General features: G+C 71.9%; 21 protein-coding genes and 1 pseudogene. 8 read left to right on the top strand and 14 right to left on the bottom strand.

Annotation, left to right across the window (positions count from 1 at the left end; all coding sequences use genetic code 11):
* Window positions 1-267: 267 nt before the first annotated feature.
* Window positions 268-912, top strand: a complete 645-nt coding sequence (locus ACWCP2_RS26725; RefSeq protein ID WP_450911122.1) for a CatB-related O-acetyltransferase — start codon at window positions 268-270, stop codon at window positions 910-912.
* 70 nt (window positions 913-982) lie between these two features.
* The gene (locus tag ACWCP2_RS26720; RefSeq protein WP_450911121.1) at window positions 983-1,444 is read left to right on the top strand and encodes a GNAT family N-acetyltransferase; all 462 of its coding nucleotides are present in this window, start codon (window positions 983-985) and stop codon (window positions 1,442-1,444) included.
* Here ACWCP2_RS26720 and ACWCP2_RS26715 read toward each other — a convergent pair.
* From ACWCP2_RS26715 to ACWCP2_RS26665, 11 genes are all read right to left on the bottom strand, one after another.
* The gene (locus ACWCP2_RS26715; RefSeq protein ID WP_450911120.1) at window positions 1,441-1,944 is read right to left on the bottom strand and encodes a methylated-DNA--[protein]-cysteine S-methyltransferase; all 504 of its coding nucleotides are present in this window, start codon (window positions 1,942-1,944) and stop codon (window positions 1,441-1,443) included. The genes ACWCP2_RS26720 and ACWCP2_RS26715 overlap by 4 nt on opposite strands.
* Window positions 1,945-1,975: 31 nt before the next feature.
* The gene (locus ACWCP2_RS26710; RefSeq protein ID WP_450911119.1) at window positions 1,976-3,469 is read right to left on the bottom strand and encodes an AlkA N-terminal domain-containing protein; all 1,494 of its coding nucleotides are present in this window, start codon (window positions 3,467-3,469) and stop codon (window positions 1,976-1,978) included.
* Between the two features lie 176 nt (window positions 3,470-3,645).
* Window positions 3,646-4,428, bottom strand: coding sequence for a CDP-diacylglycerol--serine O-phosphatidyltransferase (gene pssA / locus ACWCP2_RS26705; RefSeq protein ID WP_266912559.1), 783 nt, complete (start codon window positions 4,426-4,428; stop codon window positions 3,646-3,648).
* A 73-nt stretch (window positions 4,429-4,501) separates the two neighbouring features.
* A complete protein-coding gene (locus ACWCP2_RS26700) occupies window positions 4,502-5,158 on the bottom strand; it encodes a phosphatidylserine decarboxylase (RefSeq protein WP_266885018.1) in 657 nt (218 codons plus the stop codon).
* A gap of 185 nt (window positions 5,159-5,343) precedes the next feature.
* Window positions 5,344-6,549, bottom strand: a complete 1,206-nt coding sequence (locus ACWCP2_RS26695; RefSeq protein WP_450911118.1) for an acyl-CoA dehydrogenase family protein — start codon at window positions 6,547-6,549, stop codon at window positions 5,344-5,346.
* A 4-nt stretch (window positions 6,550-6,553) separates the two neighbouring features.
* Window positions 6,554-7,066 carry a MaoC family dehydratase gene (locus ACWCP2_RS26690; RefSeq protein ID WP_450911117.1) on the bottom strand — a complete coding sequence of 171 codons (513 nt, stop codon included), beginning with the start codon at window positions 7,064-7,066 and terminating at the stop codon, window positions 6,554-6,556.
* 5 nt (window positions 7,067-7,071) lie between these two features.
* Window positions 7,072-8,046 (bottom strand): HpcH/HpaI aldolase/citrate lyase family protein, encoded by a 975-nt coding sequence (locus tag ACWCP2_RS26685; RefSeq protein ID WP_243341652.1) that lies wholly within the window; start codon window positions 8,044-8,046, stop codon window positions 7,072-7,074.
* Window positions 8,043-10,157, bottom strand: coding sequence for a protein meaA (locus ACWCP2_RS26680; protein ID WP_450911116.1), 2,115 nt, complete (start codon window positions 10,155-10,157; stop codon window positions 8,043-8,045). Before ACWCP2_RS26680 ends, ACWCP2_RS26685 begins: the two co-directional genes overlap by 4 nt.
* A 31-nt stretch (window positions 10,158-10,188) precedes the next feature.
* Window positions 10,189-11,526, bottom strand: coding sequence for a crotonyl-CoA carboxylase/reductase (ccrA, locus tag ACWCP2_RS26675; protein ID WP_450911115.1), 1,338 nt, complete (start codon window positions 11,524-11,526; stop codon window positions 10,189-10,191).
* 418 nt (window positions 11,527-11,944) lie between these two features.
* Window positions 11,945-12,778: a TetR family transcriptional regulator gene (locus ACWCP2_RS26670; protein WP_450911114.1), complete on the bottom strand. Its 834-nt coding sequence runs from the start codon at window positions 12,776-12,778 to the stop codon at window positions 11,945-11,947.
* Between the two features lie 196 nt (window positions 12,779-12,974).
* The gene (locus tag ACWCP2_RS26665; RefSeq protein WP_450911113.1) at window positions 12,975-14,795 is read right to left on the bottom strand and encodes a 3-hydroxyacyl-CoA dehydrogenase family protein; all 1,821 of its coding nucleotides are present in this window, start codon (window positions 14,793-14,795) and stop codon (window positions 12,975-12,977) included.
* A 394-nt stretch (window positions 14,796-15,189) separates the two neighbouring features.
* Here ACWCP2_RS26665 and ACWCP2_RS26660 point away from each other — a divergent pair, with 394 nt between their 5' ends.
* Window positions 15,190-15,792: a HEAT repeat domain-containing protein gene (locus ACWCP2_RS26660; protein ID WP_450911112.1), complete on the top strand. Its 603-nt coding sequence runs from the start codon at window positions 15,190-15,192 to the stop codon at window positions 15,790-15,792.
* Between the two features lie 142 nt (window positions 15,793-15,934).
* On the opposite strand, the pseudogene ACWCP2_RS26655 reads toward ACWCP2_RS26660, so the two are convergent.
* The 3 genes and pseudogenes from ACWCP2_RS26655 to ACWCP2_RS26645 form a co-directional block, all read right to left on the bottom strand.
* Window positions 15,935-16,342, bottom strand: a pseudogene (locus ACWCP2_RS26655) (RidA family protein); the annotation flags it as partial.
* 24 nt (window positions 16,343-16,366) lie between these two features.
* Window positions 16,367-17,974, bottom strand: a complete 1,608-nt coding sequence (locus ACWCP2_RS26650) for an alpha/beta hydrolase (protein ID WP_450911111.1) — start codon at window positions 17,972-17,974, stop codon at window positions 16,367-16,369.
* Window positions 17,975-18,098: 124 nt separating this feature from the next.
* Window positions 18,099-19,133, bottom strand: a complete 1,035-nt coding sequence (locus ACWCP2_RS26645) for an Rv2578c family radical SAM protein (protein WP_450911110.1) — start codon at window positions 19,131-19,133, stop codon at window positions 18,099-18,101.
* 118 nt (window positions 19,134-19,251) lie between these two features.
* Here ACWCP2_RS26645 and ACWCP2_RS26640 point away from each other — a divergent pair, with 118 nt between their 5' ends.
* The 5 genes from ACWCP2_RS26640 (at window position 19,252) to ACWCP2_RS26620 (ending at window position 24,986) form a co-directional block, all read left to right on the top strand.
* Window positions 19,252-20,040: a hypothetical protein gene (locus ACWCP2_RS26640; protein ID WP_450911109.1), complete on the top strand. Its 789-nt coding sequence runs from the start codon at window positions 19,252-19,254 to the stop codon at window positions 20,038-20,040.
* 74 nt (window positions 20,041-20,114) lie between these two features.
* On the top strand, window positions 20,115-20,558 hold the full coding sequence (locus ACWCP2_RS26635) for an SRPBCC family protein (protein WP_266884991.1): 444 nt from the start codon (window positions 20,115-20,117) through the stop codon (window positions 20,556-20,558).
* 171 nt (window positions 20,559-20,729) lie between these two features.
* On the top strand, window positions 20,730-21,563 hold the full coding sequence (locus tag ACWCP2_RS26630; RefSeq protein WP_450911108.1) for a M55 family metallopeptidase: 834 nt from the start codon (window positions 20,730-20,732) through the stop codon (window positions 21,561-21,563).
* Window position 21,564: 1 nt separating this feature from the next.
* Window positions 21,565-22,932 (top strand): M20/M25/M40 family metallo-hydrolase, encoded by a 1,368-nt coding sequence (locus tag ACWCP2_RS26625; RefSeq protein WP_450911128.1) that lies wholly within the window; start codon window positions 21,565-21,567, stop codon window positions 22,930-22,932.
* Entirely contained in the window at window positions 22,932-24,986 is a 2,055-nt protein-coding gene (locus ACWCP2_RS26620; RefSeq protein WP_450911107.1) for a prolyl oligopeptidase family serine peptidase, read from the top strand. Before ACWCP2_RS26625 ends, ACWCP2_RS26620 begins: the two co-directional genes overlap by 1 nt.
* The last annotated feature ends 27 nt before the right edge of the window (window positions 24,987-25,013 follow it).

Here is a 25,013-nt window from a genome sequence, read left to right as displayed (position 1 = left end):
CTTCGGTGCAGATGTCGCAATCCACACCGAACCCGGAGGCCCTCACCCATTTCAAGAACCCAGCACGCGTGTCACCAACGTCCCGGGACAACACATCTAGGCCGTCTCTTCCGGATCCTGCCGGGCCCGCGACGCCCGGCACCGCGCCTGGCCGCACTGCCGAGGCGACCACGTACGCCCAGTACGGAACGCCCCGACAGCACGCCCAGGAACGGCACCAGACGCCGCGGACTCAAGCCGACAAGATCCGAAAGAGACGACCTAGCCGTGCATCCCCTTCCCGCGGACCCGACGGTCCTCCACCCGATTCCCGGCCAGCCGCGCGTGGTCCTGCTGAAGCCGCTGGTGACCTCGCGGCTGATCGAGGCGGGGGAGTACTCCTACTACGACGACCCGGACGACCCCACGGCGTTCGAGACCCGCAACGTGCTCTACCACTACGGGCCCGAGAAGCTGGTCATCGGAAAGTTCTGCGCCCTGGGCACCGGGGTCCGCTTCCTCATGAACGGCGCCAACCACCGCATGGACGGCCCGTCCACCTTCCCCTTCCCCATCATGGGCGGGTCCTGGGCCGACCACTTCGACCTGCTCGGCGGCCTGCCGGGGCGGGGCGACACCATCGTCGGCAACGACGTCTGGCTGGGCCACGGCGCCCTGGTCATGCCCGGGGTGCGCATCGGGCACGGCGCGATCGTCGCGGCCGGCGCCGTGGTCGTGGACGACGTCCCCGACTACGGAATCGTCGGTGGCAACCCCGCCACCCTCATCCGCACCCGCCACACCGACGAGGACATCGCCCGGCTGCTCGCGCTCGCCTGGTGGGACTGGCCGGTGGAACACCTCACCCGGCACATCCGCACCGTCATGTCCGGCACCGCGGCCGACCTCGAAGCGGTCGCACCACCGGCCTGAGCGGGTGGGTCACCCGAGCGCGTGAGTATTCAGGTGCCGAGCGGCCGGGCCGTCCGGCATACTCCGCGCCGTGACCACTGACCACGGCTCCGGCCCGACACTGACCACCGGCGGGGGCGACACCGCGCTGGACGCCCGGCTGACCGAGGAACTCACCGCCTTCAACACGGCCGCCACCGGCGTGTCCGACCGCGGCACGTTCTCCGTCAGGGTCACCGACGAAGCGGGCGAACTGATCGGCGGGCTCACCGCGTCGACCTGGGGCGCTCTGTGCGGCATCGACCTGCTGTGGGTCCGCGAGGACAGCCGCAAGGACGGCTGGGGCGGCAGGATCCTGCGGGCGGCGGAGGCGGAGGCCCGCCGCCGCGGCTGCGACCGCGTGGCCGTCTCCTCGTACACCTTCCAGGCCCCGGAGTTCTACGGGCGCCACGGCTATGCCGAGACCGCCCGCATCCCGGGCATCCACGGAGACCACGCGGACGTGCACCTGCTCAAAGTCCTGACCGGGCAGGACACCCCGAGGCCGGCCTAGAACTGCTCCGCCCCGGACTCGAAGGCCAGCAGGCGCACCTTGCGGTCGATGCCGCCGCCGTAGCCCGTCATGGAGCCGGACGACCCGATGACGCGGTGGCACGGCACGACGATGCTGACCGGGTTCTTCCCGTTGGCCAGGCCGACCGCGCGCGAGGCGTTCGGCTTGCCGAGCCTGGCGGCCAGCTCCCCGTAGGACCAGGTCTGCCCGTAGGGGATCCGTACGAGCTGCTCCCACACGCTGCGCTGGAACGCGGTGCCCTCCAGCCGCACCGGCAGGTCGAACTCGGTGAGCTCCCCGGCGAAGTAGGCGGTCAGCTGCCGCACCACCTCCGGGAAGGGGGCCTCACCGGCCGCGACGCGCTCCCCGAAGGCCTCCTCGGCCGGCCGGTGGCGCTGCCCGGCCATGTAGAGGCCGCACAGGACCCCGTCGGCGGCGACCAGGGTGAGCGGCCCGTAGGGGCTGTCCACGACGGTGTGCTGCTTGACGCTGCTGTTCATGACGGCTCGTACTCCTCGCAAGGCGATGGGTTCAGACGGGCAGGACGTTGATGGCGTGGTCCTCGGTGGCCCACAGGTACTGCACGGCGTAGGCGCGCCAGGGCCGCCAGTGGGCCGCGCGGGCGGTCAGCGCCGAGGGCGTGAAGGGCAGCCCGAGCCCCTTCGCCGCGCGCCGGATCCCCAGGTCGGAGGGGATGAAGGCGTCCGGGTCGCCCAGGGCCCGCATCGCGATGATCTCGGTGGTCCACGGCCCGAAACCGGGCAGCGCCCCCAGCCGCGCCCGGGCCGCCTCCCAGTCGCTGTCGATCCCGAGCGGGAGCGAGCCGTCGGCGAGGGCCGCGACGAGCGTGGTGAAGGTCGTGCGCCGGCTGCGCGGCAGGGCCAGGGACTCCGGGTCCAGCCCGGCCAGGGCCTGCGAGGTGGGGAACAGGTGGGTCAGCCCGCCCTCGGGGTCGGGATCGGCCACGGGCTCGCCGTGGGCGCGCACCAGGCGGGCCGCGTGCGTGCGGGCCGCCGCGGTCGAGACCTGCTGGCCCAGGACCGCCCGTACGGCGAACTCCTCCGCGTCGACGGTACGCGGCACCCGGCGGCCGGGAGCCTTGGCCACCAGCGGGGCCAGCAGCGGGTCGGCGCTCAGCTGCTCGTCGACGGCCTCGGGGTCGGCGTCGAGGTCCAGGAGCCGGCGGCAGCGGCTGATGGCGATGGTCAGGTCGCGCAGGTCGGTGAGGGCGAGCCGGCAGCCGATGTGGTCGGGTTGCGGGGTCAGGGCGACGACACCGGTGCCGTACGGGAGCCGCAGCGTGCGGCGGTAGGCGCCCGCCCGCCACTCCTCGACCCCGGGCACGGCGGTCGCGGCGAGGTGGCCGAAGAGGTTGTCGGGGGTGAGCGGGGCCCGGAAGGGCAGCCGCAGGCTGATGGTGCCGGGCACCTGGGCGGCGCCGCTGCCCGGCCCGGCCCCGCGGCCTGCCGCGCGCGCCCGGAGCTCGCTCGGCGCCAGGGCGAACACCTCGCGGACGGTGTCGTTGAAGGTCCGGATCGAGGAGAACCCGGCGGCGAAGGCGATGTCGCCCATCGGGAGCCCGGAGGTCTCGATCAGCAGCCGGGCGGTCTGCGCGCGCTGGGCCCTGGCCAGGGCGAGGGGCCCGGCGCCGAGCTCGGCGCCGAGCTGGCGCTCCACCTGGCGGGCGGAGTACCCGAGCCGCGAGGCCAGCCCCGGGACGCCCTCGCGGTCGACGACCCCGTCCTGGATGAGGCGCATGGCGCGGGCGACGGCGTCGGCGCGGGCGTTCCACTCCGGGGAACCGGGGGAGGTGTCGGGCCGGCACCGCTTGCAGGCCCGGTACCCGCTCTGCTGGCAGGCGGCGGCGCTGGGCAGGAAGGTCATGTTCTCGACCTTGGGCGGTACGGCGGGGCAGCTCGGCCGGCAGTAGATCCCGGTGGTCCGGACGGCGGTGAAGAACCATCCGTCGAACCGGGCGTCCTTCGACTGGACGGCCCGTACGCAACGCTCCGTATCGGTGTACATGGCTCCCATCCTCCCGGCGGGCCGCCGCCGAGGCTGGCGGTTTTCCGACACCAAGCCTACGGCGCCCCACCGCCCGGCCCCCGGCCGTGCGGAAGGGGCGCACCGCCCCGGGCACGCGGAAGGGCCCCCGGGTGCCTGGTGGCGGTCGGGGGCCCTTCGGTGTGCGTGGGGCCGGGTTACGGGGCCTGCGTGGCCCTCGCCTCGCGGCGGTTGTGGCGGAACGTGTTCGCGCGACGGGTCGTCGCGAACAGCGGGATGGTCGCCGCCAGAGCGATCTGCAGCGCGCAGCCGGTCTGGAGCAGCAGCCCGCCGCCCGGCGCGTCGAACGCCCACGCGGCCAGCAGACCCATCGCCGCGACGATCCAGCTGAGCATCGCCACCGCGAGGACACCCCGCGGCTTGGGGTACTCGACCCGGCTCACCATCAGCCAGGCCACGCCGACGATCGCCAGCAGGGTCGGGATGAAGGGCAGCTCCAGCAGCACGATCGAGACGACCGTCAGCGCGCCGAAGGGGCTCGGCATGCCCTGGAACATGCCGTCCTTCATGGCCACGCAGCTGAATCTCGCGAGGCGCAGGACGACCGCCAGCAGGACCACGATCGCCGCCAGCGCCGACATCTTCTGCACCGCGTCGTCGGCGACCATGCCGTAGACGAGCACGAAGTACGCGGGAGCCAGACCGAAGCTGATCAGGTCCGACAGGTTGTCCAGCTCAGCTCCCATCGGCGAGCTGCGCAGCTTGCGGGCCACGATGCCGTCGAAGAGGTCGAAGACCGCGGCGAGCAGCATCAGTATCACGGCCGTGGCCGCGCTGCTGCGGGCCATGCCCGACTCGCCGCTGCCGGTGAGGTGCGGGATGAGGATCCCGGTGGTGGTGAAGTACACCGCCATGAATCCGCACGTCGCGTTGCCGAGCGTGAGGGTGTCCGCTATCGACAGCCGCAGTGACAGCGGCATGTCGTCCTCGGTGGACTCCTCCTCCGAGGCCTCGGGCACCCAGCCGGCCGACGGCGTGGCCGGGGTTTCAGGTTCAGTCACGGTCAATTCGGGTCACCCCCGCGGTGGTGGCCTGTCCGACCTCGACCGCGACCTCGACGCCCTCGGGGAGGTAGATGTCGACGCGGGAGCCGAAGCGGATCAGACCGATGCGTTCGCCCTGCTCCACCTTGGTGCCGGCCGGCAGGTACGGGACGATGCGACGGGCGACGGCGCCGGCGATCTGCACCATCTCGATGTCGCCGAGTTCGGTGTCGAAGTGCCAGACGACGCGCTCGTTGTTCTCGCTCTCCTTGTTGAACGCCGGAACGAATCCACCGGGGACGTGTTCCACCGACGTCACCGTGCCCGCGAGGGGCGCGCGGTTGACGTGGACGTTCAGAGGGCTCATGAAGATCGCGACGCGGGTGCGCCCGTCCTTCCACGGCATGATGCTCTGCACCACACCGTCGGCGGGCGAGATGACCCTGCCCTGCGTGATCTCACGCTCGGGGTCGCGGAAGAACCACAGCATGCCCGCCGCGAGCGCGGTGGTGGGCACGGCCACTGCCGCCCAGCGTCCGGACTTGCGGGCCCGGACGAGGCTGACGGCGGCGGTGGCGACGGTCGGCAGAAGCCACGGCGATGCTCCGCGCGCGAGGCGTCCACCGAGGAGGCCGACGCGAGGTGCAGAGGTTTGGCTGTGGGGCATGGATGACCTTCGTAGCGGGTGATGCCGCGCCGCAAACGGGGGGACGGGACGGCGGCTTTACTGGAATGCTATCGGTTGCGCGCAACAACTGGGCAAGCCAGAAGCCGAGTCGATGGCCGGGAGCCAGTGACTGCTAGTGACTCTTTCGCGGTAAACCGCTGGACGATTTACCCCAAAAGGGACTTTCAGCCCTGGAGCCGGTACTCCTCGAGCAGGCGTCGCCCGATGATCATTTTCTGGATCTCGGCGGTACCTTCACCGATGAGCAGCATGGGCGCCTCCCGGTAGAGACGCTCGATCTCGTACTCCTTCGAGAAGCCGTAGCCACCGTGGATACGGAACGCGTCCTCCACCACCTCCTTGCAGTACTCGGAGGCGAGGTACTTCGCCATCCCTGCTTCGAGGTCGTTTCGTTCCCCGGAGTCCTTTTTGCGTGCTGCATTGACCATCATCGCATGGGCGGCTTCGACCTTGGTAGCCATCTCGGCCAGCTTGAACTGGATCGCCTGGTGCTCGGCGATGGCCTTGCCGAAAGTGTGACGTTGCTGGGCATAAGAGACACCCAGCTCGAAGGCACGCTGTGCGACGCCGCAGCCACGGGCCGCCACGTTGACACGGCCGACCTCGACCCCGTCCATCATTTGGTAAAACCCTCGGCCGGTCTCCCCGCCGAGGACCCGATTGGCCGGAATGCGCAGTCCGTCCATGATGAGCTCGGTCGTGTCGACGCCCTTGTAGCCCATCTTGTCGATCTTGCCCGGGATGGTCAGGCCGGGCCGCACCTCACCGAAGCCGGCCTCCTTCTCCACGAGGAAGGTCGTCATCGACTTGTGGGGCGCGGTGCCCTCCGGGTGTCCTTCGTCACTGCGGACGAGGACGGCCACCAGCGTGGACGTGCCGCCGTTCGTCAGCCACATCTTCTGGCCGTTCAGGACGTACTCGTCGCCGTCCTTCACCGCCTTGGAGGTGATGGCCGACACATCGGAGCCGAGCCCCGGCTCGGACATCGAGAACGCGCCGCGCACCTCGCCCAGAGCCATCCGCGGGAGGAAGTACTCCTTCTGCTCCTGCGTTCCGTGCTGCTTGAGCATGTACGCCACGATGAAGTGGGTGTTGATGATGCCCGAGACGGACATCCAGCCGCGCGCGATCTCCTCGACGCACAGCGCGTAGGTGAGGAGCGACTCACCCAGGCCGCCGTACTCCTCCGGGATCATCAGGCCGAAGAGGCCGAGTTCCTTGAGGCCGTCGACGATCGCTTGCGGGTACTCGTCCCGGTGCTCCAGCCCGGTCGCGACCGGGATGATCTCCTTGTCGACGAACTCCCGGACGGTCTTGAGGATGTCCCTCTGGTCGTCCGTCAGGCCGGCGGTCTGGGCAAGTCGGCTCATGGTTCTACTTCCCCTGTTCCTTCAGCGTGGGCCGGCCGGGCTGCTCGCCGCCGCGCTCCTTGATGTACGTCTCGGTCGGGACCATCACCTTGCGCCGGAAGACGCAGACGAGGGTGCCGTCCTGCTTGTAGCCCTTGGTCTCGACGTGGACGATGCCGCGGTCGTTCTTCGACTTCGACGGGGTCTTGTCGAGGACCGTGGTCTCGCCGTAGATCGTGTCGCCGTGGAAGGTCGGCGCCACGTGCCGCAGCGACTCGATCTCCAGGTTGGCGATGGCCTTGCCGGAGACGTCCGGCACCGACATGCCCAGCAGCAGCGAGTAGATGTAGTTGCCCACGACGACGTTCTTGCCGAAGTCGGTCGTGTTCTCCGCGTAGTTGCTGTCCAGGTGGAGCGGGTGGTGGTTCATGGTCAGCAGACAGAAGAGGTGGTCGTCGTACTCGGTGACCGTCTTCCCGGGCCAGTGCTTGTAGACCGCGCCGATCTCGAACTCTTCGTAGGTGCGTCCGAACTGCATCGGGATCAGGCCTCCGGGATCTCGAACTTGGTGGTGCGCTGCATGCCCGCGGCGCGGCCCTTGCCGGAGATGACCAGCGCCATCTTGCGGCTGGCCTCGTCGATCATCTCGTCGCCGAGCATCGCCGAGCCCTTCTTGCCGCCGGCCTCGGAGGTGCACCAGTCGTAGGCGTCGAGGATCAGCTCGGCGTGGTCGTAGTCCTCCTGCGAGGGGGAGAAGACCTCGTTGGCCGCGTCGACCTGGCCGGGGTGCAGCACCCACTTGCCGTCGAAGCCCAGGGCCGCCGCACGCCCGGCGACCTCGCGGTAGCCGTCGACGTTCTTGATCTGGAGGAAGGGGCCGTCGATCGCCTGGAGGTCGTGCATGCGGGCCGCCATCAGGATCCGCATCAGGATGTAGTGGTAGGCGTCCGCGCCGTAGCCGGGCGGCTGCATGCCCACGACCAGGGACTTCATGTTGATGGAGGCCATGAAGTCGGCCGGCCCGAAGATGATGGTCTCCAGCCGCGGAGAGGCGCCGGCGATCGCGTCGACGTTCACCAGGCCCTTGGCGTTCTCGATCTGCGCCTCGATGCCGATCTTGCCGACCTCGAAGCCCATCGTCTTCTCGATCTGCGTCAGCAGCAGGTCGAGCGCCACGACCTGCTGGGCGTCCTGGACCTTCGGCAGCATGATGCAGTCGAGGTTCTGGCCGGCGCCCTCGACGACCGTGATCACGTCGCGGTACGTCCAGTGCGTGGTCCAGTCGTTGACGCGCACCACGCGGGTCTTGCCGGTCCAGTCGCCCTGGTTGAGCGCGTCCACGATCGTGTGGCGGGCGCCCTCCTTGGCGAGCGGGGCGCAGGCGTCCTCCAGGTCGAGGAAGACCTGGTCGGCCGGCAGCCCCTGGGCCTTCTCCAGGAACCGGGGGTTGGAACCCGGCACCGCGAGGCAGGAGCGGCGCGGCCGCAGCCGGTTGACCGGGGAAGAGGGCGTGGTCATGCGGGGACCTCCGTGCTTGCGCTGATGTCGGTACGTGCGCTGGTGTCGGTGAAAGCGGTGTCGTCGGCGTCGCCGAGCGGGTGGAGCTTGTTGGCCTTGCGGATCTCGTCGACGATACGGCCGATGATCTCCGTGATGCCGAAGTCCTTCGGGGTGAAGACCGCCGCCACCCCGGCCTCCTTGAGCGCCACGGCGTCGGCATTCGGAATGATGCCTCCGAGGACCACGGGGATGTCACCCGCCCCCGCCGCGCGCAGGCGTTCCAGCACGTCCGGGACGAGCGCGCTGTGCGAGCCGGACAGGATGGACAGTCCCACGCAGTGCACGTCCTCGGCCAGGGCCGCCGAGGAGATCTCCTCGGGGGTCAGCCGGATGCCCTGGTAGACCACCTCGAAGCCGGCGTCGCGGGCCCGTACGGCGATCTGCTCGGCGCCGTTGGAGTGCCCGTCCAGGCCGGGCTTGCCGACCAGCAGGCGCAGCCGGCCGGAGCCGAGGTCCTCGGCCGTACGGGAGACCTTCGCGCGGACGAGGGCCATGGGGGTGCCCTCCTCGGCGGTCACGGCCACCGGGGCCGAGGAGACCCCGGTCGGCGCGCGGAACTCGCCGAACACCTCGCGCAGGGCGCCCGCCCACTCGCCGGTGGTGACACCGGCGCGGGCGCACTCCAGGGTGGCCTCCATCAGGTTCTCGTCCCCGGCGGCGGCCTCCTTGAGCCGGTCCAGGGCCTGCATGACCGTGGGGAAGACGAACGGGTCGCCGCCGCCCTGCCGGTCGGAGGACTCCTGGCGCTCGGACTTCCAGCGCCCGATGCGCTCGACGGTCTGCGCCTCCAGGGCCCCGTCCACCGTCATGATGGCGCCGTCGAGGTCCGCGGTGAGCGGGTTCTCCTCGGTCTGCTGGAAGCAGTTGACGCCGACGATCTTGTCCTCGCCGTCCTCGATCCGGGCCCGCCGCGCGGCGTGCGAGGAGACCAGCTCGCCCTTGAGGTAACCGGACTCGACGGCCGCCATCGCGCCGCCCATCTCCTGGATCCGGTCGATCTCGGCCAGGCACTCGGCCACCAGGGAGTCGACCTTGGCCTCGATGACGTGCGAGCCGGCGAAGATGTCCTCGTACTCCAGCAGGTCGCTCTCGTGGGCCAGGACCTGCTGGATGCGCAGCGACCACTGCTGGTCCCAGGGCCGGGGCAGGCCCAGCGCCTCGTTCCAGGCCGGCAGCTGCACGGCGCGGGCGCGGGCGTCCTTGGAGAGGGTGACCGCGAGCATCTCCAGCACGATCCGCTGGACGTTGTTCTCCGGCTGCGCCTCGGTCAGGCCCAGGGAGTTGACCTGGACCCCGTACCGGAAGCGGCGCTGCTTCTCGTTCTCGATGCCGTAGCGCTCGCGGGTGACCTGGTCCCAGATGCGGCCGAAGGCGCGCATCTTGCACATCTCCTCGATGAAGCGGACGCCCGCGTTCACGAAGAAGGAGATCCGGGCGACGACCTCGCCGAACCGCTCCGGCGGGACCTGGCCCGAGTCGCGCACCGAGTCCAGGACCGCGATGGCCGTGGACATCGCGTACGAGATCTCCTGGACCGGGGTGGCCCCGGCCTCCTGCAGGTGGTAGCTGCAGATGTTGATCGGGTTCCACTTCGGGATGTGGTTGACCGTGTACGCGATCATGTCCGTCGTCAGGCGGAGGGACGGTCCCGGCGGGAAGACGTGCGTCCCGCGCGAGAGGTACTCCTTGACGATGTCGTTCTGGGTGGTGCCCTGGAGCAGGGCGATGTCCGCGCCCTGCTCCTCGGCGGCCACCTGGTAGAGCGCCAGCAGCCACATGGCGGTGGCGTTGATCGTCATCGAGGTGTTCATCTGTTCCAGGGGGATGTCCTGGAACAGCCGCCGCATGTCGCCCAGATGGGAGACCGGGACCCCGACCCGGCCGACCTCGCCGCGGGCGAGGATGTGGTCGGGGTCGTAGCCGGTCTGCGTCGGCAGGTCGAAGGCGACCGACAGGCCGGTCTGGCCCTTGGCGAGGTTGCGGCGGTACAGCTCGTTGGACGCCTCGGCCGTGGAGTGGCCGGCGTACGTCCGCATGAGCCACGGACGGTCCTTCTGGCGCTCTGTCATCTCAGGCTGTCCCTTTGGCCTTTGAGGGGTCTCAGATGTTGCGGAAGCGGTTGATCGCGTCGAGGTGCGTGGCGCGCATCTCGTGGTCCCGGACGCCGAGTCCCTCTTCGGGGGCCAGGCAGAGCACGCCGACCTTGCCCTGGTGGAGGTTGCGGTGGACGTCGTAGGCCGCCTGGCCGGTCTCCTCCAGGGAGTAGACCCGCGACAGGGTGGGGTGGATCTTGCCCTTCGAGATCAGGCGGTTGGCCTCCCAGGCCTCGCGGTAGTTCGCGAAGTGCGAGCCGATGATCTTCTTCAGGGACATCCACAGGTAGCGGTTGTCGTACTCGTGCATGTAGCCCGAGGTCGAGGCGCAGGTGGTGATCGTGCCGCCCTTGCGGGTGACGTAGACCGAGGCGCCGAAGGTCTCGCGGCCCGGGTGCTCGAAGACGATGTCGATGTCCTCGCCGCCGGTGAGCTCGCGGATGCGCTTGCCGAAGCGCTTCCACTCCTTGGGGTCCTGGGTGTGCTCGTCCTTCCAGAACCTGTAGCCCTCGGCGTTGCGGTCGATGACCGCCGTCGCGCCCATGGCCCGGCAGATGTCGGCCTTCTCCGGGGAGGAGACCACGCAGATCGGGTTGGCGCCGCCGGCCAGCGCGAACTGGGTGGCGTACGAACCGAGTCCGCCGCTGGCGCCCCAGATCAGGACGTTGTCGCCCTGCTTCATGCCGGCGCCGTTGCGGGAGACCAGCTGGCGGTAGGCGGTGGAGTTGACCAGGCCGGGGGAGGCGGCCTCCTCCCAGCTGAGGTGGTCGGGCTTGGGCATCAGCTGGTTCGACTTGACCAGGGCGATCTCCGCCAGGCCGCCGAAGTTGGTCTCGAAGCCCCAGATGCGCTGCTCGGGGTCGAGCATCGTGTCGTTGTGGCCGTCCGAGGACTCCAGTTCGACCGACAGGCAGTGCGCGACGACCTCGTCGCCCGGCTTCCAGGCGTTGACGCCGGGGCCGGTGCGCAGGACGACGCCCGCGAGGTCCGAGCCGATGATGTGGTACGGCAGGTCGTGGCGCTTGGTGAGCTCCGAGAGGCGCCCGTAGCGCTCCAGGAAGCTGAAGGTGGAGACCGGCTCGAAGATCGAGGTCCACACCGAGTTGTAGTTGACCGAGGAGGCCATGACGGCCACCAGGGCCTCGCCCGGGCCCAGCTCGGGGAGCGGGACCTCGTCGAGGTGGAGGGACTTGCGGGGGTCCTTCTCACGGGTGGTGAGCCCGGCGAACATCTCCGCCTCGTCCTTGTGCACGGTGATCGCGCGGTACGAGTCGGGGAGCTGCAGGGCCGCGAAGTCGGCGGCCGTCGCGGCCTGCGACTGGATCGCGTCCAGAATGTCCTTCACGGTGATGCCTCCGGCCGTGCGCTGATGAGGGTGCGCTGAGGGAAACGGGGTGCGGTGAGCTGCTGTGCGGCGAAGCGATGTGTGGGGCGCCGTCGATTCGGCTGGGGTGGAGCTGCGCGGTGCCTGTGGTGGGGCGGTGCGGGGGCCTGGTGACGCAGGCATCCGGGGCGCGTTCCGTGCCGAGTGGGCTGGACCGCGGGGACGTCCGGACGAGATTCAACGTATGGCACCCCGTGTCACTCAGCAAGGCACCGGGTGCCAAAACTTTCTCTCATTTGCCGATTGACCTGCACGGATGAGCGATGATCGATCAGAGTTACCCGCGAGTAGGGGCAACTCGGACAAACGAAAGCGGCCGGCCCCGGAACGGGAGCGGCCGCTGCGACATGTGTCGCCCGGAGGTGTCCGGGCGCGTCGCCTACTTGTTTCTGAGCGCCTCTTCGATGGTCCGCATGACCTCGTCCAGCGGGGCGTCCGTACGCGCCACCGCCACCAGCACCTCGCCCTGCGTCCGCACCGAGGCCGGCGGGGTCGCGGGCTCCGGGACCGGGGCCGGGGCGGAGCTCAGCGTGCGCCCCGCGCCGATCCCGGAACCGAAGGTCTTGCGCACGATCGAGAAGGCGTGGTCGAGCTGCGCCTCCACGTCGCCCTGCCCGCCCGCCCGCAGCCAGCGCCGCAGCACGTGGTTGTGGGCCGTGACCACCGCGGAGGCGGCGACTTCCGCCAGGAGCGGGTCGTCGTTGCCGTCGTGGTGGTCGGTCTCGTCGAAATGGGCCAGCAGGTAGCGGGTGAACAGCCGCTCGTAGCGGGCGACCGAGGCGATCTCCCGCTCCCGCAGCGCCGGCACCTCGCGGGTGAGCCGGTAGCGCTCCACCGACACCGCCGGCGAGGCGGCGTACATCTTCATGACTTCCTTGATCCCCCGGCACACCGTGTCGAGCGGGTGCTCGTGCGCCGGGGCCACGTCGAGGACGGCCTCGGCGCGGGTCAGGGTGTCGTCGTGGTCCGGGAAGATCGCCTCTTCCTTGGACCGGAAGTGCCGGAAGAAGGTCCGGCGCGCCACCCCGGCCACCGAGGCGATCTCGTCGACCGTCGTGGCCTCGTACCCCTTGTTCGCGAAGAGCTCCATGGCGGCCGCCGCGAGCTCCCGGCGCATCTTGAGCCGCTGCGCGGCCGCCTTGGTACCGGCCGGGGTCTCCGGGGCGTCGGAGACCGCGGAGGCGCGGGGTGAGGTCTTGGCGGGCTGGGACATAGAGCGAAAGTACTTCATTCGCGCGGGAGAGCGCTCCCGAGGGGGGTGGGGCGGGGAGGGATGCGGGGGAGGGCCGGCACTGGGCACACAGTGCTCCTCGGGAGGGTGTGTCCGCCGTGAGGGTCCGGCGGACCCGAGCAGCCCTCCCCACGCATCCTGTCTGTGGGGCTCCTGGGGCTCCTGCCCCTGCCGCGGGTTACCGGCGGGGGGCGTACTCACGGAATCCGCGGCCGGTCTTCCGGCCCAGGCAGCCCGCCGCGACCAGGTGCTCCAGCAGCGGGGACGGGGCCAGGCCCGGGTCGCGGAACTCCTTGTGCAGGACCTTCTCGATGGCCAGCGACACGTCCAGGCCGACCACGTCGAGGAGCTCGAAGGGCCCCATCGGGTAGCCGCCGCCCAGCTTCATCGCCGCGTCGATGTCGTCGATGCCGGCGTAGTGCTGCTCGACCATCTTGATCGCGTTGTTGAGGTACGGGAACAGCAGCGCGTTCACGATGAAGCCCGCCCGGTCCCCGCAGTCCACCGCGTGCTTGCGGACCTGACCGCAGATCCCGCGGACCGTGGCGTGCACGTCGTCGGCGGTCAGGACGGTCCGGACCACCTCGACCAGCTTCATCGCCGGGGCCGGGTTGAAGAAGTGCATGCCGATCACGTCCTCGGGACGCGAGGTCGCACGGGCGATCGCGATCACCGGCAGCGAGGAGGTCGTGGTGGCGAGCACCGCACCGGGCTTGCAGGCCTTGTCCAGCGCCCGGAACAGCTCCTGCTTCACCTCCAGGTCCTCGGCGACGGCCTCGACGGCCAGGTCCACGTCCGCGAAGGCGTCCAGCGAACCCGCCGCCGTGATCCGGCCCACGGTGGCGGCGGCGGCCTCCGCCGTCAGCCGGCCCCGGTCCACCGCGCGGGCGAGCGACTTGCCGATCGCGGCCTTCGCCGCGTCCGCCTTCTCCTGGCTGCGGGCCGCCAGCACCACGGGGAAGCCGGCCTGCGCGAAGACCTGCGCGATCCCGCTCGCCATCGTGCCCGAACCGGCCACGCCCACCGAGTTCACCGGACGGCTCGCCCGGACCAGGTCCCCGTCCGGCGGGGTCTGCAGGTCACGGACGACGACCTGGCTGCCCGGGGCCTCGTACGTGTAGAACCCGCGCCCGGACTTCTGCCCGGTCAGGCCCGCCTCGGCGAGGTGGCCGAGGATCGGGGCGGGGGCGTGCAGCCGGTCGCCCGAGGCCGTGTACATGGCCTCCAGGACGGTGCGGGCGGTGTCCACGCCGATCAGGTCGAGCAGCGCGAGCGGGCCCATCGGCAGGCCGCAGCCCAGCTTCATCGCCGCGTCGATGTCCTCGCGGGAGGCGTACCGCGACTCGTACATGGCGGCGGCCTGGTTGAGGTAGCCGAACAGCAGGCCGTCGGCGACGAAGCCGGGGCGGTCGCCGACCGCGACGGGCTCCTTGCCGAGCTCGCGGGCCAGCGCGGTGACCGCCTCGACGGCCGGCGGGGCCGTCAGCACGCTGGAGACGACCTCGACCAGCTTCATCGCGGTGACCGGGTTGAAGAAGTGCAGGCCGACCACGCGCTCGGGGCGCTGCGACTCGGCGGCCATCCGCGTCACCGACAGGGCGTTGGTGCCGGTGGCCAGGATCGCGGTGGGCCGGACGATCGCGTCGAGCTCGCGGAAGATCCGCTGCTTGAGCTCGTAGGACTCGGGGACCACCTCGATGACGAGGTCGGCGTCGGCGGCGGCGCCCAGCTCGGAGAAGGTGCGGAAACGGGCGAGCACCGCCTCGCGCTCCTGCTCGGTGAGCTGCTCCTTGGCGACGGAGCGGGCCGTGGCCGCCGCGAGGGCCGCGGTGGCCCGGCGGGCGGCGGCCTCGCTGACGTCGATGCCGATGACCTCGCGGCCGGCCCGGGCGAGGACCTCGGCGATGCCGGAGCCCATCGTGCCGAGACCGACGACGGCGATGGTCTGCAGGGCGGGGAGGGAGGGGGACGACTGACTGGACGTGGACGGAAGGTCCATCGCGGGACTCCAGTGGAAGAGGGTGACGACTGAGGGGGCGCGCGCGGCGCACGGCGCGCGCGGATGCCGTACGGAGAAGCCGTGCGGAGAGGCCCGGGGGCGTCCCGGGGATTCCGGAGAATCCCGGAGGGAGGCGGCCCTGAGGGCGGAAACGGCGGAACCCTGTCCCGGGGTCACGCCGTGAGCTGTGTGGTGCAGAACCGACTGGTACGAGGTGGCTGCGTCACCAGGCCGCCCTCGTACGTGTTGTAGGGACAGTAACCCGTTGGTAACTGGTCCGCCAGAGCGCGGAGATGTGACCTGTACCGCCCAAATGTACCGATCATCGATCATCGATCAACCGGCTGTCGGGGAACCCGGCGCGGCGGCCGCCGCGGCCCCCTAGGGTGGCCGGGTGAACGACGTGTTGGAGCGCCTGCGGGCGGAAGCCGCGCAGGCGCCGGAGTACGAGGCGGAGTACGAGGCCCTGCTCGCGGCGGACCAGGACGCCCTGGCCGCCTCGCTGACCTCCGCCGGGCTGCCGCTGTGGGCCCGCGAGTTGGCGGCGTACCGGCTGGGACTGGCCGGCGACCGGCGGGCCTTCGAGTCCCTGGTCCTGCTGCTCAACCACCGGGACCCGCCGCGCTGCGAGGCGGCCGCGCAGGCGCTCGCCGTCCTCGGGGACCCGCGCACCGCCCGCGCGGCGGCGGCGCTGGCCACCAACGAACTGCGCACGGCCTACGCCCTGCACCCGGTCCGGCTGCTGGCGGCGCTGCGCGCCCCGGAGTCCGCCCCGGCGCTGATCCGCACGCTGTCGCGGCTGCTCGCGCCGCACGACCCGTACTGGCGGGTGGCCCTGGCCTGCGTGGAAGGGCTGGGCCGGCTGGCGGACGAGCGGGCCCGGGAGGTACTGACCCGGGCCCAGTCGCACCCCCGGCTGGCCGTGGCGGCGACGGCGGCCCTGCGGGGGCTGGACCGGCAGGGGCTGGACCGGCAGGGGCCGGGAACGATCCCGTAGGCCCGGTGCCTCAGCCGCCGAAGCCGGTCTTGAACCCGGTGCCGAACCCGGCCCGGGAACCGGTCCTGAAACCGGACTCGAACGCGGACTCGGACTCGTCCCCGAACGCGGCCTCGGCCGCCCGGCCGGTCCCGGTGCGCTCGGGGACGATCGCGAAGGCCTCGATCTCCATCAGCAGTTCGGGCCGGAACAGCGCCGACACCTGGACCGCCGAGGAAGCGGGGAGGCGGTCCGGGGCGATCAGCTCGTCGCGCGCCTCCCGTACCGCGGGGAGGTGGGCGACGTCCGTGACGAAGTACGTCAGCTTCACCACGTCGTCGAAGGTCGCCCCGGCGGCGGCGAGGCACCGGCCCAGGTTCTCGAACACCTGCCGGGCCTGGGCGCCGGCGTCGCCCTCGCCGACCAGCTCGCCCTTCTCGTCGAAGGCGCACTGCCCGGACACGGCGACGAACCGGCCGGTGCCCCAGACGACGTGGTGGTAGCCGGTGCCGGGGGCGACGCCCTCGGGCGCGGCGATGCGGGTGAGGTGGTTGTCCTGTGAGGTGCTCATGGGCACGATCTTGCCCGTCGCGGGTCAGCCCCGGAAGCCCAGCAGCCCGTGGAGCGCGGCGCCGCCCGCCGACGGCGGGACCGCGCGGGTCGCCGGGACCGGGGTGGGAGCCGGCTGTGCGGGACAGACGGCGTCCGCGGCCCTGCCCGTCAGCAGGTACGCGGACAGCTTCTCGTCGAGGCACTTGTTGCCGCTCAGCGCGATGCCGTGGTTGCCGCCGCCCTCCTCGACCACCAGCGCGGAGCCCGCGAGCTTGCGCCGCATGCTCACCGCGCCCTCGTACGGGGTCGCCGCGTCCTCGGTCGCCTGGAAGAGGAGCGCCTGCGGGAGCGCCGAGTTGGTGACGTCCGGGGCCTGGAGCGGCTCGGTCGGCCAGAACGCGCACGGGGCGTTGTACCAGGCGTTGTTCCAGGTCATGAAGGGGGCCTTGGCGTGCGTGCGCCACATGTCGGCCCGCCACTGGTTCCAGTTCCTGGGCCAGGCCGAGTCCCGGCACTGCACGGCGGTGTACACGCTGTAGCTGTTGCCCGCCGAGGGCTCCACCGCGCCGAACTTCTCGTACGCGGCGACCAGCGGCTTCGGGTCGCCCTCCACCGCGTACGCGGCGAAGGCCGTCGCGAGGTGGGGCCAGTAGCCGTTGAAGTAGCCGCCGGGCATGAAGGTGTCCTCCAGCTCCGCCGGGCCCACCTTGGCGCCCGCCGGGGCCGTGCGCAGCGCGGTCCGCATCTCGTACCAGCGGGCCTCGACCTCGGCCGGGTCGGTGCCGAGGTGGTAGGTGGCGTCGTACCGGGCCACCCAGGCGAGGAAGGCCTTGTGGCGGGAGTCGAAGGCCTGGTCCTGGGCGAGGTTGTCCTCGTACCAGACTCCGGCCGGGTCGACGACGGAGTCGAGGACCAGGCGGTGCACGCGGTCGGGGTGGAGCTTGGCGTACACCGCGCCCAGGTAGGTGCCGTAGGAGTAGCCGAAGTAGCTGAGCTTGTCGGCGCGCAGGGCGGTGCGCAGGACTTCGAGGTCACGGGCCGCCGAGACGGTGCCGATGTACGGGAGGACGTCGGCGTGTTTGGTCTGGCAGGACTCGGCGAAGGACTTCACCCGCTCCAGGTTGGCCCGCTCGGTCTCCTCGTCCAGCGGTACGGAGTCCGGCCGTACGGGTGTGAAGTGGCCGGCGCCGCAGTCCAGGGCCGGCTCGCTCTTGCCGACGCCGCGGGGGTCGAAGCCGATCACGTCGTACTGGGCCGCGACGTCCTTGGGCAGTGCGGAGGCGATGAAACCGGCCAGGGTGCGGCCGCTGCCGCCCGGCCCGCCGGGGTTGACCAGCAGCGGGCCTTGGGAACGGGCGGCCGTGTGCGGCACCCGGGTCAGGGCCAGGGAGATCTGCCGGCCCGCCGGGTTCTCGTGGTCGAGGGGGACCTTGAGGGAGGCGCACTGGAGCGTCGGGTAGCGGGAGGTCGCGCAGGTGGACCACTTCAGGGCCCCGGCGGCCGGGGCGGGCGCGGCCGGGCCCGCCGGGGCCGCGGCCGTGACCGGGCTCGCCAGGGCGGCGGCGATGGTGGACACCGCGAGCAGGACGGCGGCGCGCCGCAGGGCGGGACCGGGCTTGCTTGTCTTGGGGCGCAGCATCGGGTGCAGCATGGGGCCTCCCAGCCGAGGGTTCTGGGCGGAATCGTCCCGGAACCTGCGCCCGAAAGGGGGGATTGGGGGCCCCGATTGGCCCGATGTGATGACCCTTCAGTCGATCGTACGGTCCTACGGGCGCTCAGAGCAGGCTGAGCTGGGTCGGCCCGGGCGCGGGTGCGGCGCCGTCCGGCCGCTCCGGTACGACGATCCGCCGGGCCGGCCCGGGGCCGCTGGGGCCGATGCCGAATTCGGCGGCGAGCTCGTGGACTTGGCGGGTGATCATCCGCTGGTACCAGGTCGGCGCGTACGAGCCGCCCGCGTACATCCGCTCGTAGCGCCGGACCAGGTGGGGGTGGTGCTCGCCCAGCCAGGCCGTGAACCACTCGCGGGCGCCGGGGCGCAGATGGAGTACCAGGGGTGTCACGGAGGTCGCGCCCGACTCGGCGACGGCCCGGACGGTGGCCCGCAGCTGCTCCGGGGAGTCCCCGAGGAAGGGGATCACCGGGGCCATCAGCACCCCGCACTCGATGCCCGCGTCGGTGAGGGTGCGGACGGCCTGCAGCCGGGCGGCGGGGGAGGGTGTACCGGGCTCGACCGTGCGCCACAGGGCGGTGTCGGTGAAGCCGACGGAGACGGAGATCCCGACGTCGGCGACGGCCGCGGCCTCCTGGATGAGCGGGAGGTCGCGCAGGATGAGCGTGCCCTTGGTGAGGATCGAGAAGGGGTTGGCGCGCTCGCGCAGCGCCTCGATGATTCCGGGCATGAGGCGGTAGCGGCCCTCGGCGCGCTGGTAGCAGTCCACGTTGGTGCCCATCGCGATGTGCGCGCCGCTCCAGCGGGGCGAGGCGAGCTCGCGGCGCACGAGCTCGGGGGCGTTGGTCTTGACGACGATCTGGGAGTCGAAGCCGATCCCGGTGTCGAGGTCGAGGTAGCCGTGCGTCTTGCGCGCGAAGCAGTACACGCAGGCGTGACTGCATCCCCGGTACGGGTTGACGGTCCACTCGAACGGCATTCGGGAGGCGCCGGGGACCCGGTTGACGATCGAGCGGGCGCGGACCTCGTGGAAGGTGATCCCGCGGAACTCGGGGGTGTCGAAGGTGCGGGTCACGACGGCGTCGGCGCCGAAGAGCGCGGCCGGGCCCGTGGGGCCCGCGGTCAGGTTGTCCCAGCGCATGGTGCGCCTCCCTCGGTAGCTCGGCTCCGAGAATAGAACAAGTGTTCCCATGATCGTGCGGAGCGGATATCCCGTTGAGCTCGCAGGGTCGGCGTGAGAGGTTCGCCGGATGGCAAGAATGGGGATTGTGGTGTGCCTCCCGGGCGAGGATCGGAGCAGGCTCGAAGAGGCGCTGGGCGAGGCGATGGCCCCGTTCCGGCGGGAACGTGACCGGGCCGAGGAGCTCGAGATCTGGGACGGGTGGTACATCCGGGGTGGCCTCGACGGAGGAGGCTTCGAGCTGCTGCCGGGCTACGCGGACGACCCACGGCTCGTGCACGAGGGCCCGGGGCCCAGCCTGCCCGGCCGGTGCGCCGGCGGTCCGCGGGAGGCGATGGCTCTCGCCGAGATCCGGGCCGAGGGGGCCGCGCAGGCCGGGGCGGCCTGGGACCTGTGGCAGGAGCTCGTCCCGCTCCACCCGCCGTTCGTGCCGGAGCGCCCGGGGCGACTCTGGTCGAACCCCGAGGAGTACCGGATCGAGTTGCGGGCGCGGGCGGAAGCCCGGGTCGCCTTCGACGCCCAGCCGCTGGTCCTCGCCTACCGCGAGCGCGTGGCGGCCCTGCAGGCCGCGCACCGGGGCCACGACCTCACCGGCATCCTCCACGGAGGCTCCGTGCACTCCGTCTCGCACCTCGGGAAGCGGGAGTTCGTGGACGAGGAGACCGCGTGCCTGCCCTACTTCCCCTACGTACTCACCCTCGACGGCTGGTGGTGCGGAGAGGACGGTCCCGTCCACGGCGCCTGCGACGGCCCGGCGTCCTGCCCGCACCCCGCGCCGATCGTGGAGCCGCACCGGTACGGCGCCGCGCGCTACCTGGAGGCCCTGCCCGGAGACACCCTCCTCGTCCGCGTGCGCTGTCACGTCTGACCCGGATTTGGGCGCCCGCCCCGGAGGTGGTTGGCTTCGCGGTGACGAGCGAACACAACTGCTGGAGGAACGCCATGGCGCAGGTCGAGGCCACCACGGAACGCATCATCGGGGCGGACGCGGAGACCGTGTTCGACGCGCTGGCCGACTACACCGGTACCCGGGGCAAGGTGCTGCCCGAGCACTTCAGCGAGTACGAGGTCCGCGAGGGCGGCGACGGCGAGGGCACCCTCGTCCACTGGAAGCTCCAGGCCACCAGCAAGCGGGTCCGCGACTGCCTGCTGGAGGTCACCGAGCCCACCGACGGCCAGCTCGTGGAGAAGGACCGCAACTCCTCCATGGTCACCACCTGGACCGTCACCCCGGCGGGCGAGGGCAAGTCCAAGGCCGTCGTCACCACCGTGTGGAACGGCGCGGGCGGCATCGGCGGCTTCTTCGAGCGCACCTTCGCGCCCAAGGGCCTCGCTCGCATCTACGACACCCTCCTCGCCAATCTGGCCGCCGAAGTCAAGGGCTGAGCAAGGCCGTTGCCGGTGAGGCCGGGGGCCGGGCCTCACCGGATCGGGTGAATTGAGCCCGCCCGGGGCCGGGCCCCCGGGTCCCGGCGCGCCCGGGCGTGGCCCCGGGGCCCGGCAGGGACCGGAGAGCTAGGGTGGGGCCCTGAGCGCTACCGACCGCCAGGGGGCCCGATGAAGATCCTCATCTCCGCCGACATGGAGGGCGCCACCGGCGTCACCTGGCCCGCCGACGTGCTGCCCGGGACCCCGCAGTGGGAACGCTGCCGGGCCCTGTTCACCTCCGACGTGAACGCCGCCGTCCTCGGGTTCTACGACGCCGGCGCCGACGAGGTCCTCGTCAACGAGGCCCACTCGACCATGCGCAACCTGCTGCTGGAAAAGCTCGACGCGCGCGTCGAGATGCTCACCGGCCGCCACAAGTCCCTCTCCATGGTCGAGGGCGTCCAGCACGGGGACGTCGACGGCATCGCCTTCGTCGGCTACCACACGGGCGCCGGCGAAGAGGGCGTGCTCGCCCACACCTACCTCGCCAACTCCATCACCGGGGTCTGGGTCAACGGCACCCGCGCCAGCGAGGGCCTGCTCAACGCGCACGTGGTCGCCGAGTACGGGGTTCCGGTCGTCCTCGTCACCGGAGACGACCTGACCTGCGTCGACGCCGCCGGCTACGCCCCGGACGCGGTGACCGTCGCCGTCAAGGACCACGTCTCGCGCTACGCCGCCGTCTGCCGCACCCCGGCCCGTACGGCCGCCGACATCCGGGCCGCCGCCCAGGAGGCCGCGGCCCTCGCCGTCCGGCACGAACCGGTGCGGGGCGGGCCGTTCGCGGTGGAGGTCGAGTTCGACGCCGAGCACCTGGCGATGGCCGCCACGGTGGTGCCCGGAGTCGAGCGGACCGGTGAGCGTAGGGTCGGGTACACCAGCGGGACGATGTACGAGGGGATCCGGACCTTCAAGGCGGTCACCACGATCGTCTCGGCAGCGGTGGAGGAGCAGTATGGCTGACATGTCCGAGCCCGGCGGGAACGCCGCCGACAGGCCCGACACCCCCGGCACCCCCGTTGACGGGGTGGCGCTCGACGAGGCCGTCGAGTTCACCTCCGGCCTGATCCGCATCGACACCACCAACCGCGGCGGCGGCGACTGCCGGGAGCGCCCGGCCGCCGAGTACGTCGCCGAGCGGCTGGCGGACATCGGCCTGGAGCCCGCACTGCTGGAGCGCACCCCGGGCCGCACCAACGTGGTCGCCCGGATCGCGGGCGCCGACCCCACCGCCCCCGCCCTCCTGGTCCACGGCCACCTCGACGTGGTCCCGGCCGAGGCCGCCGACTGGAGCGTGGACCCCTTCTCCGGCGAGGTCCGCGACGGGGTGGTGTGGGGCCGCGGGGCCGTCGACATGAAGAACATGGACGCGATGGTGCTGGCCGTCGTACGGGCCTGGGCGCGGGCCGGCGTGAAGCCCCGCCGGGACATCGTGATCGCCTACACCGCCGACGAGGAGGACAGCGCGATCGACGGCTCGGGCTTCCTCGCCGACCACCACCCGGAGCTCTTCGAGGGCTGTACCGAGGGCATCAGCGAGTCCGGGGCCTTCACCGTGCACGCCGCGCCCGGACAGGCCCTCTACCCGATCGCCGCCGGCGAGCGCGGCACCGCCTGGCTGAAGCTCACCGCGACCGGCACCGCCGGACACGGCTCGAAGCCCAACCGGGCCAACGCGGTCAGCCGGCTCGCCGCCGCCGTCGCCCGCATCGGCGAGCACGAGTGGCCGGTCCGCCTCACCGACACCGTCACCGCGTGCATCACCGAACTCGCCTCTCTGCAGGGGCTGTCGGTGGACCCCCGGGCCCCCGGATTCCAGCTCGACCAGGTCCTCAACAAGCTGGGCCCGGCCGGCGCCCTCGTCGAGGCGACCGTCCGCAACAGCGCCAACCCGACCATGTTCAGCGCCGGTTACAAGGTCAACGTCATCCCGGGCGCCGCCACCGCGTACGTGGACGGCCGGATGCTGCCCGGCGGCGAGGCCGAGTTCATCGCCACCCTCGACGAGCTCACCGGCCCCGACGTGCGCTGGGAGTTCCACCACCGGGAGGTGGCCCTCGAAGCCCCCGTGGACGGGCGGACCTACGGGATCCTGCGCGAGTCCGTCGAGGCCTTCGACCCCGAGGGGCACGTGGTTCCCTTCTGCATGGCGGGCGGCACCGACGCCAAGCAGTTCTCGCGGCTCGGCATCACCGGCTACGGCTTCTCCCCGCTCAAGCTGCCGCCCGGCTTCGACTACTGGTCCCTCTTCCACGGAGTGGACGAGCGGGTGCCCGTCGACGCCCTGCACTTCGGGGTCCGTGTCCTCGACCGAGCCATGCGCGCCCTGTGATGCCCCCGCCGACGAGCCCGCGCGGGGACGGCACCGCCCCCTACGGCAGCTGGCCCTCGCCGATCGGCGCCGCGCTCGCCGCCTCCCTCGACGGGAGGCCCGAGTACGTCGGCACGGTCGGCGCCGAGGTGTGGTGGACGGTGCCCCGGCCGGCCGAAGGCGGCCGTCGCGCCCTGGTCCGCCGGCCCGCGGACGGCGGGCCCGCGCTCTGCGCGCTGCCCGCGCCGTGGAACGTGCGCAGCCGGGTCACCGAGTACGGCGGCCGGCCCTGGGCGGGCACCGAACGCCCCCTGGACGGACCGCTGGTGGTCTTCGTCCACTTCGCCGACCAGCGGCTGTACGCGTACGAGCCCGACGCGCCCGGCAGCCCCGAGCCGCGGGCGCTGACCCCGCTCTCGGCGGTCGGCGGCGGGCTGCGCTGGGCCGACCCGGTGCTGCGGGACGGCGAAGTCTGGTGCGTGCTGGAGGAGTTCACCGGAGCCGGGCCGGGTGACGTGCGCCGCGTGCTGGCCGCCGTACCGCTGGACGGGTCGGCCGCCGAAGACCGCTCGCTGGTACGGGAGTTGACCGACGACCGGTACCGGTTCAGCACCGGGCCCCGGCTCTCCCCGGACGGGCGGCAGGCGGCCTGGCTGGTGTGGGACCACCCCCGGATGCCGTGGGACGGCACCGAGCTCCGGCTCGCCGAGGTCACCCCGGACGGCCGGCTCGCGCAGGCCCGTACCGTGCTCGGCGGACCCGAGGAGGCCGTCGCCCAGGTCGAGTGGACCACCGGCGGAAGCCTCCTCGCGGTCAGCGACCGGGGCGGCTGGTGGAACCCGTACCGGGTGGACCGGGAGACGGGCGAGGCCGTCAACCTGTGCCCGCGGGAAGAGGAGTTCGGCGGGGCGCTGTGGAAGCCCGGCCTGCGCTGGATCGCGGCGCTCCCCGACGGACTGGTCGCCGTCCTGCACGGCCGGGGCTCCTCGGTGCTCGGCGTGCTCGACCCGGAGAGCGGTGACCTGGTCGACGCGGCCGGACCGTGGACGGCCTGGCAGCCCACGCTCGCCGTCAGCGGCAGCCGGGTCTACGGGGTCGCGGCCAGCCCGCGCAGCGCGTACGAGGTGGTGGAGCTGGACACGGCCACCGGACACGCCCGGGTGGTGGGCGGCCTCGGCTCCGCCGAGGCGCAGGACGGGGCGGGTGCCGCCGGCGGGGCGGGGTCCGCCGACCGGGACGATCCCGCGTACTACCCGGAACCGCAGAGCAGGACCTTCTTCGGCCGGGGAGGCCGGGAGATCCACGCCCACGTCTACCCGCCGCACCACCCCCTGCTGCGCGCCCGGGCCGACGAGCTGCCCCCGTACGTGGTATGGGCGCACGGCGGCCCCACCGACCACGTGCCGCCCGTACTCGACCTGCACATCGCCTACTTCACCTCCCGCGGGATCGGCGTCGTCGAGGTCAACTACGGCGGCTCCACCGGCTACGGGCGCGCCTACCGGGAACGGCTGCGCGAACAGTGGGGCATCGTCGACGTCGAGGACTGCGCCGCCGTGGCACGGGCCCTGGCCGCAGAGGGCACCGCGGACCCGGACCGGCTCGCGATCCGGGGCGGCAGCGCGGGCGGCTGGACGGCCGCGGCCTCGCTGGCCGCCACCGACCTGTACGCGTGCGCGGCGATCATCTACCCGGTCCTGGACCTGACCGGCTTCGCCGCCGAGACCCACGACCTGGAGTCCCGCTACGTCGACGGGCTCGCAGGCCCCCCGCAGACCCTGGCCCTGCTCAGCCGCGAGCGCTCGCCCGTGGCCCGCGCCGAGGGCATCACCGCGCCGTTCGTCCTGCTCCAGGGCCTGGACGACCCGGTCTGCCCGCCCGCCCAGGCGGAGCGGCTGCTGGCCGCCCTGCGCGGGCGTTCGGTGCCGCACGCCTACGTCACCTTCGAGGGCGAGGGGCACGGCTTCCGGCGCGCGGACACGATGGTCCGGGCGCTGGAGGCGGAGCTGTCGCTGTACGCGCAGGTGTTCGGGTTCGAGCGGGCGGACATCCCCCGTTTGGCCCTGTCCGACTGAGCCCCCGGGCCGCGGCGCCCGGACGAT

The sequence above is a fragment of the Streptomyces sp. NPDC002104 genome (genome assembly GCF_053593795.1).
The sequence above is the reverse complement of the archived record's forward strand: the minus strand, read 5'-3'. Positions and strand labels throughout refer to the sequence as shown.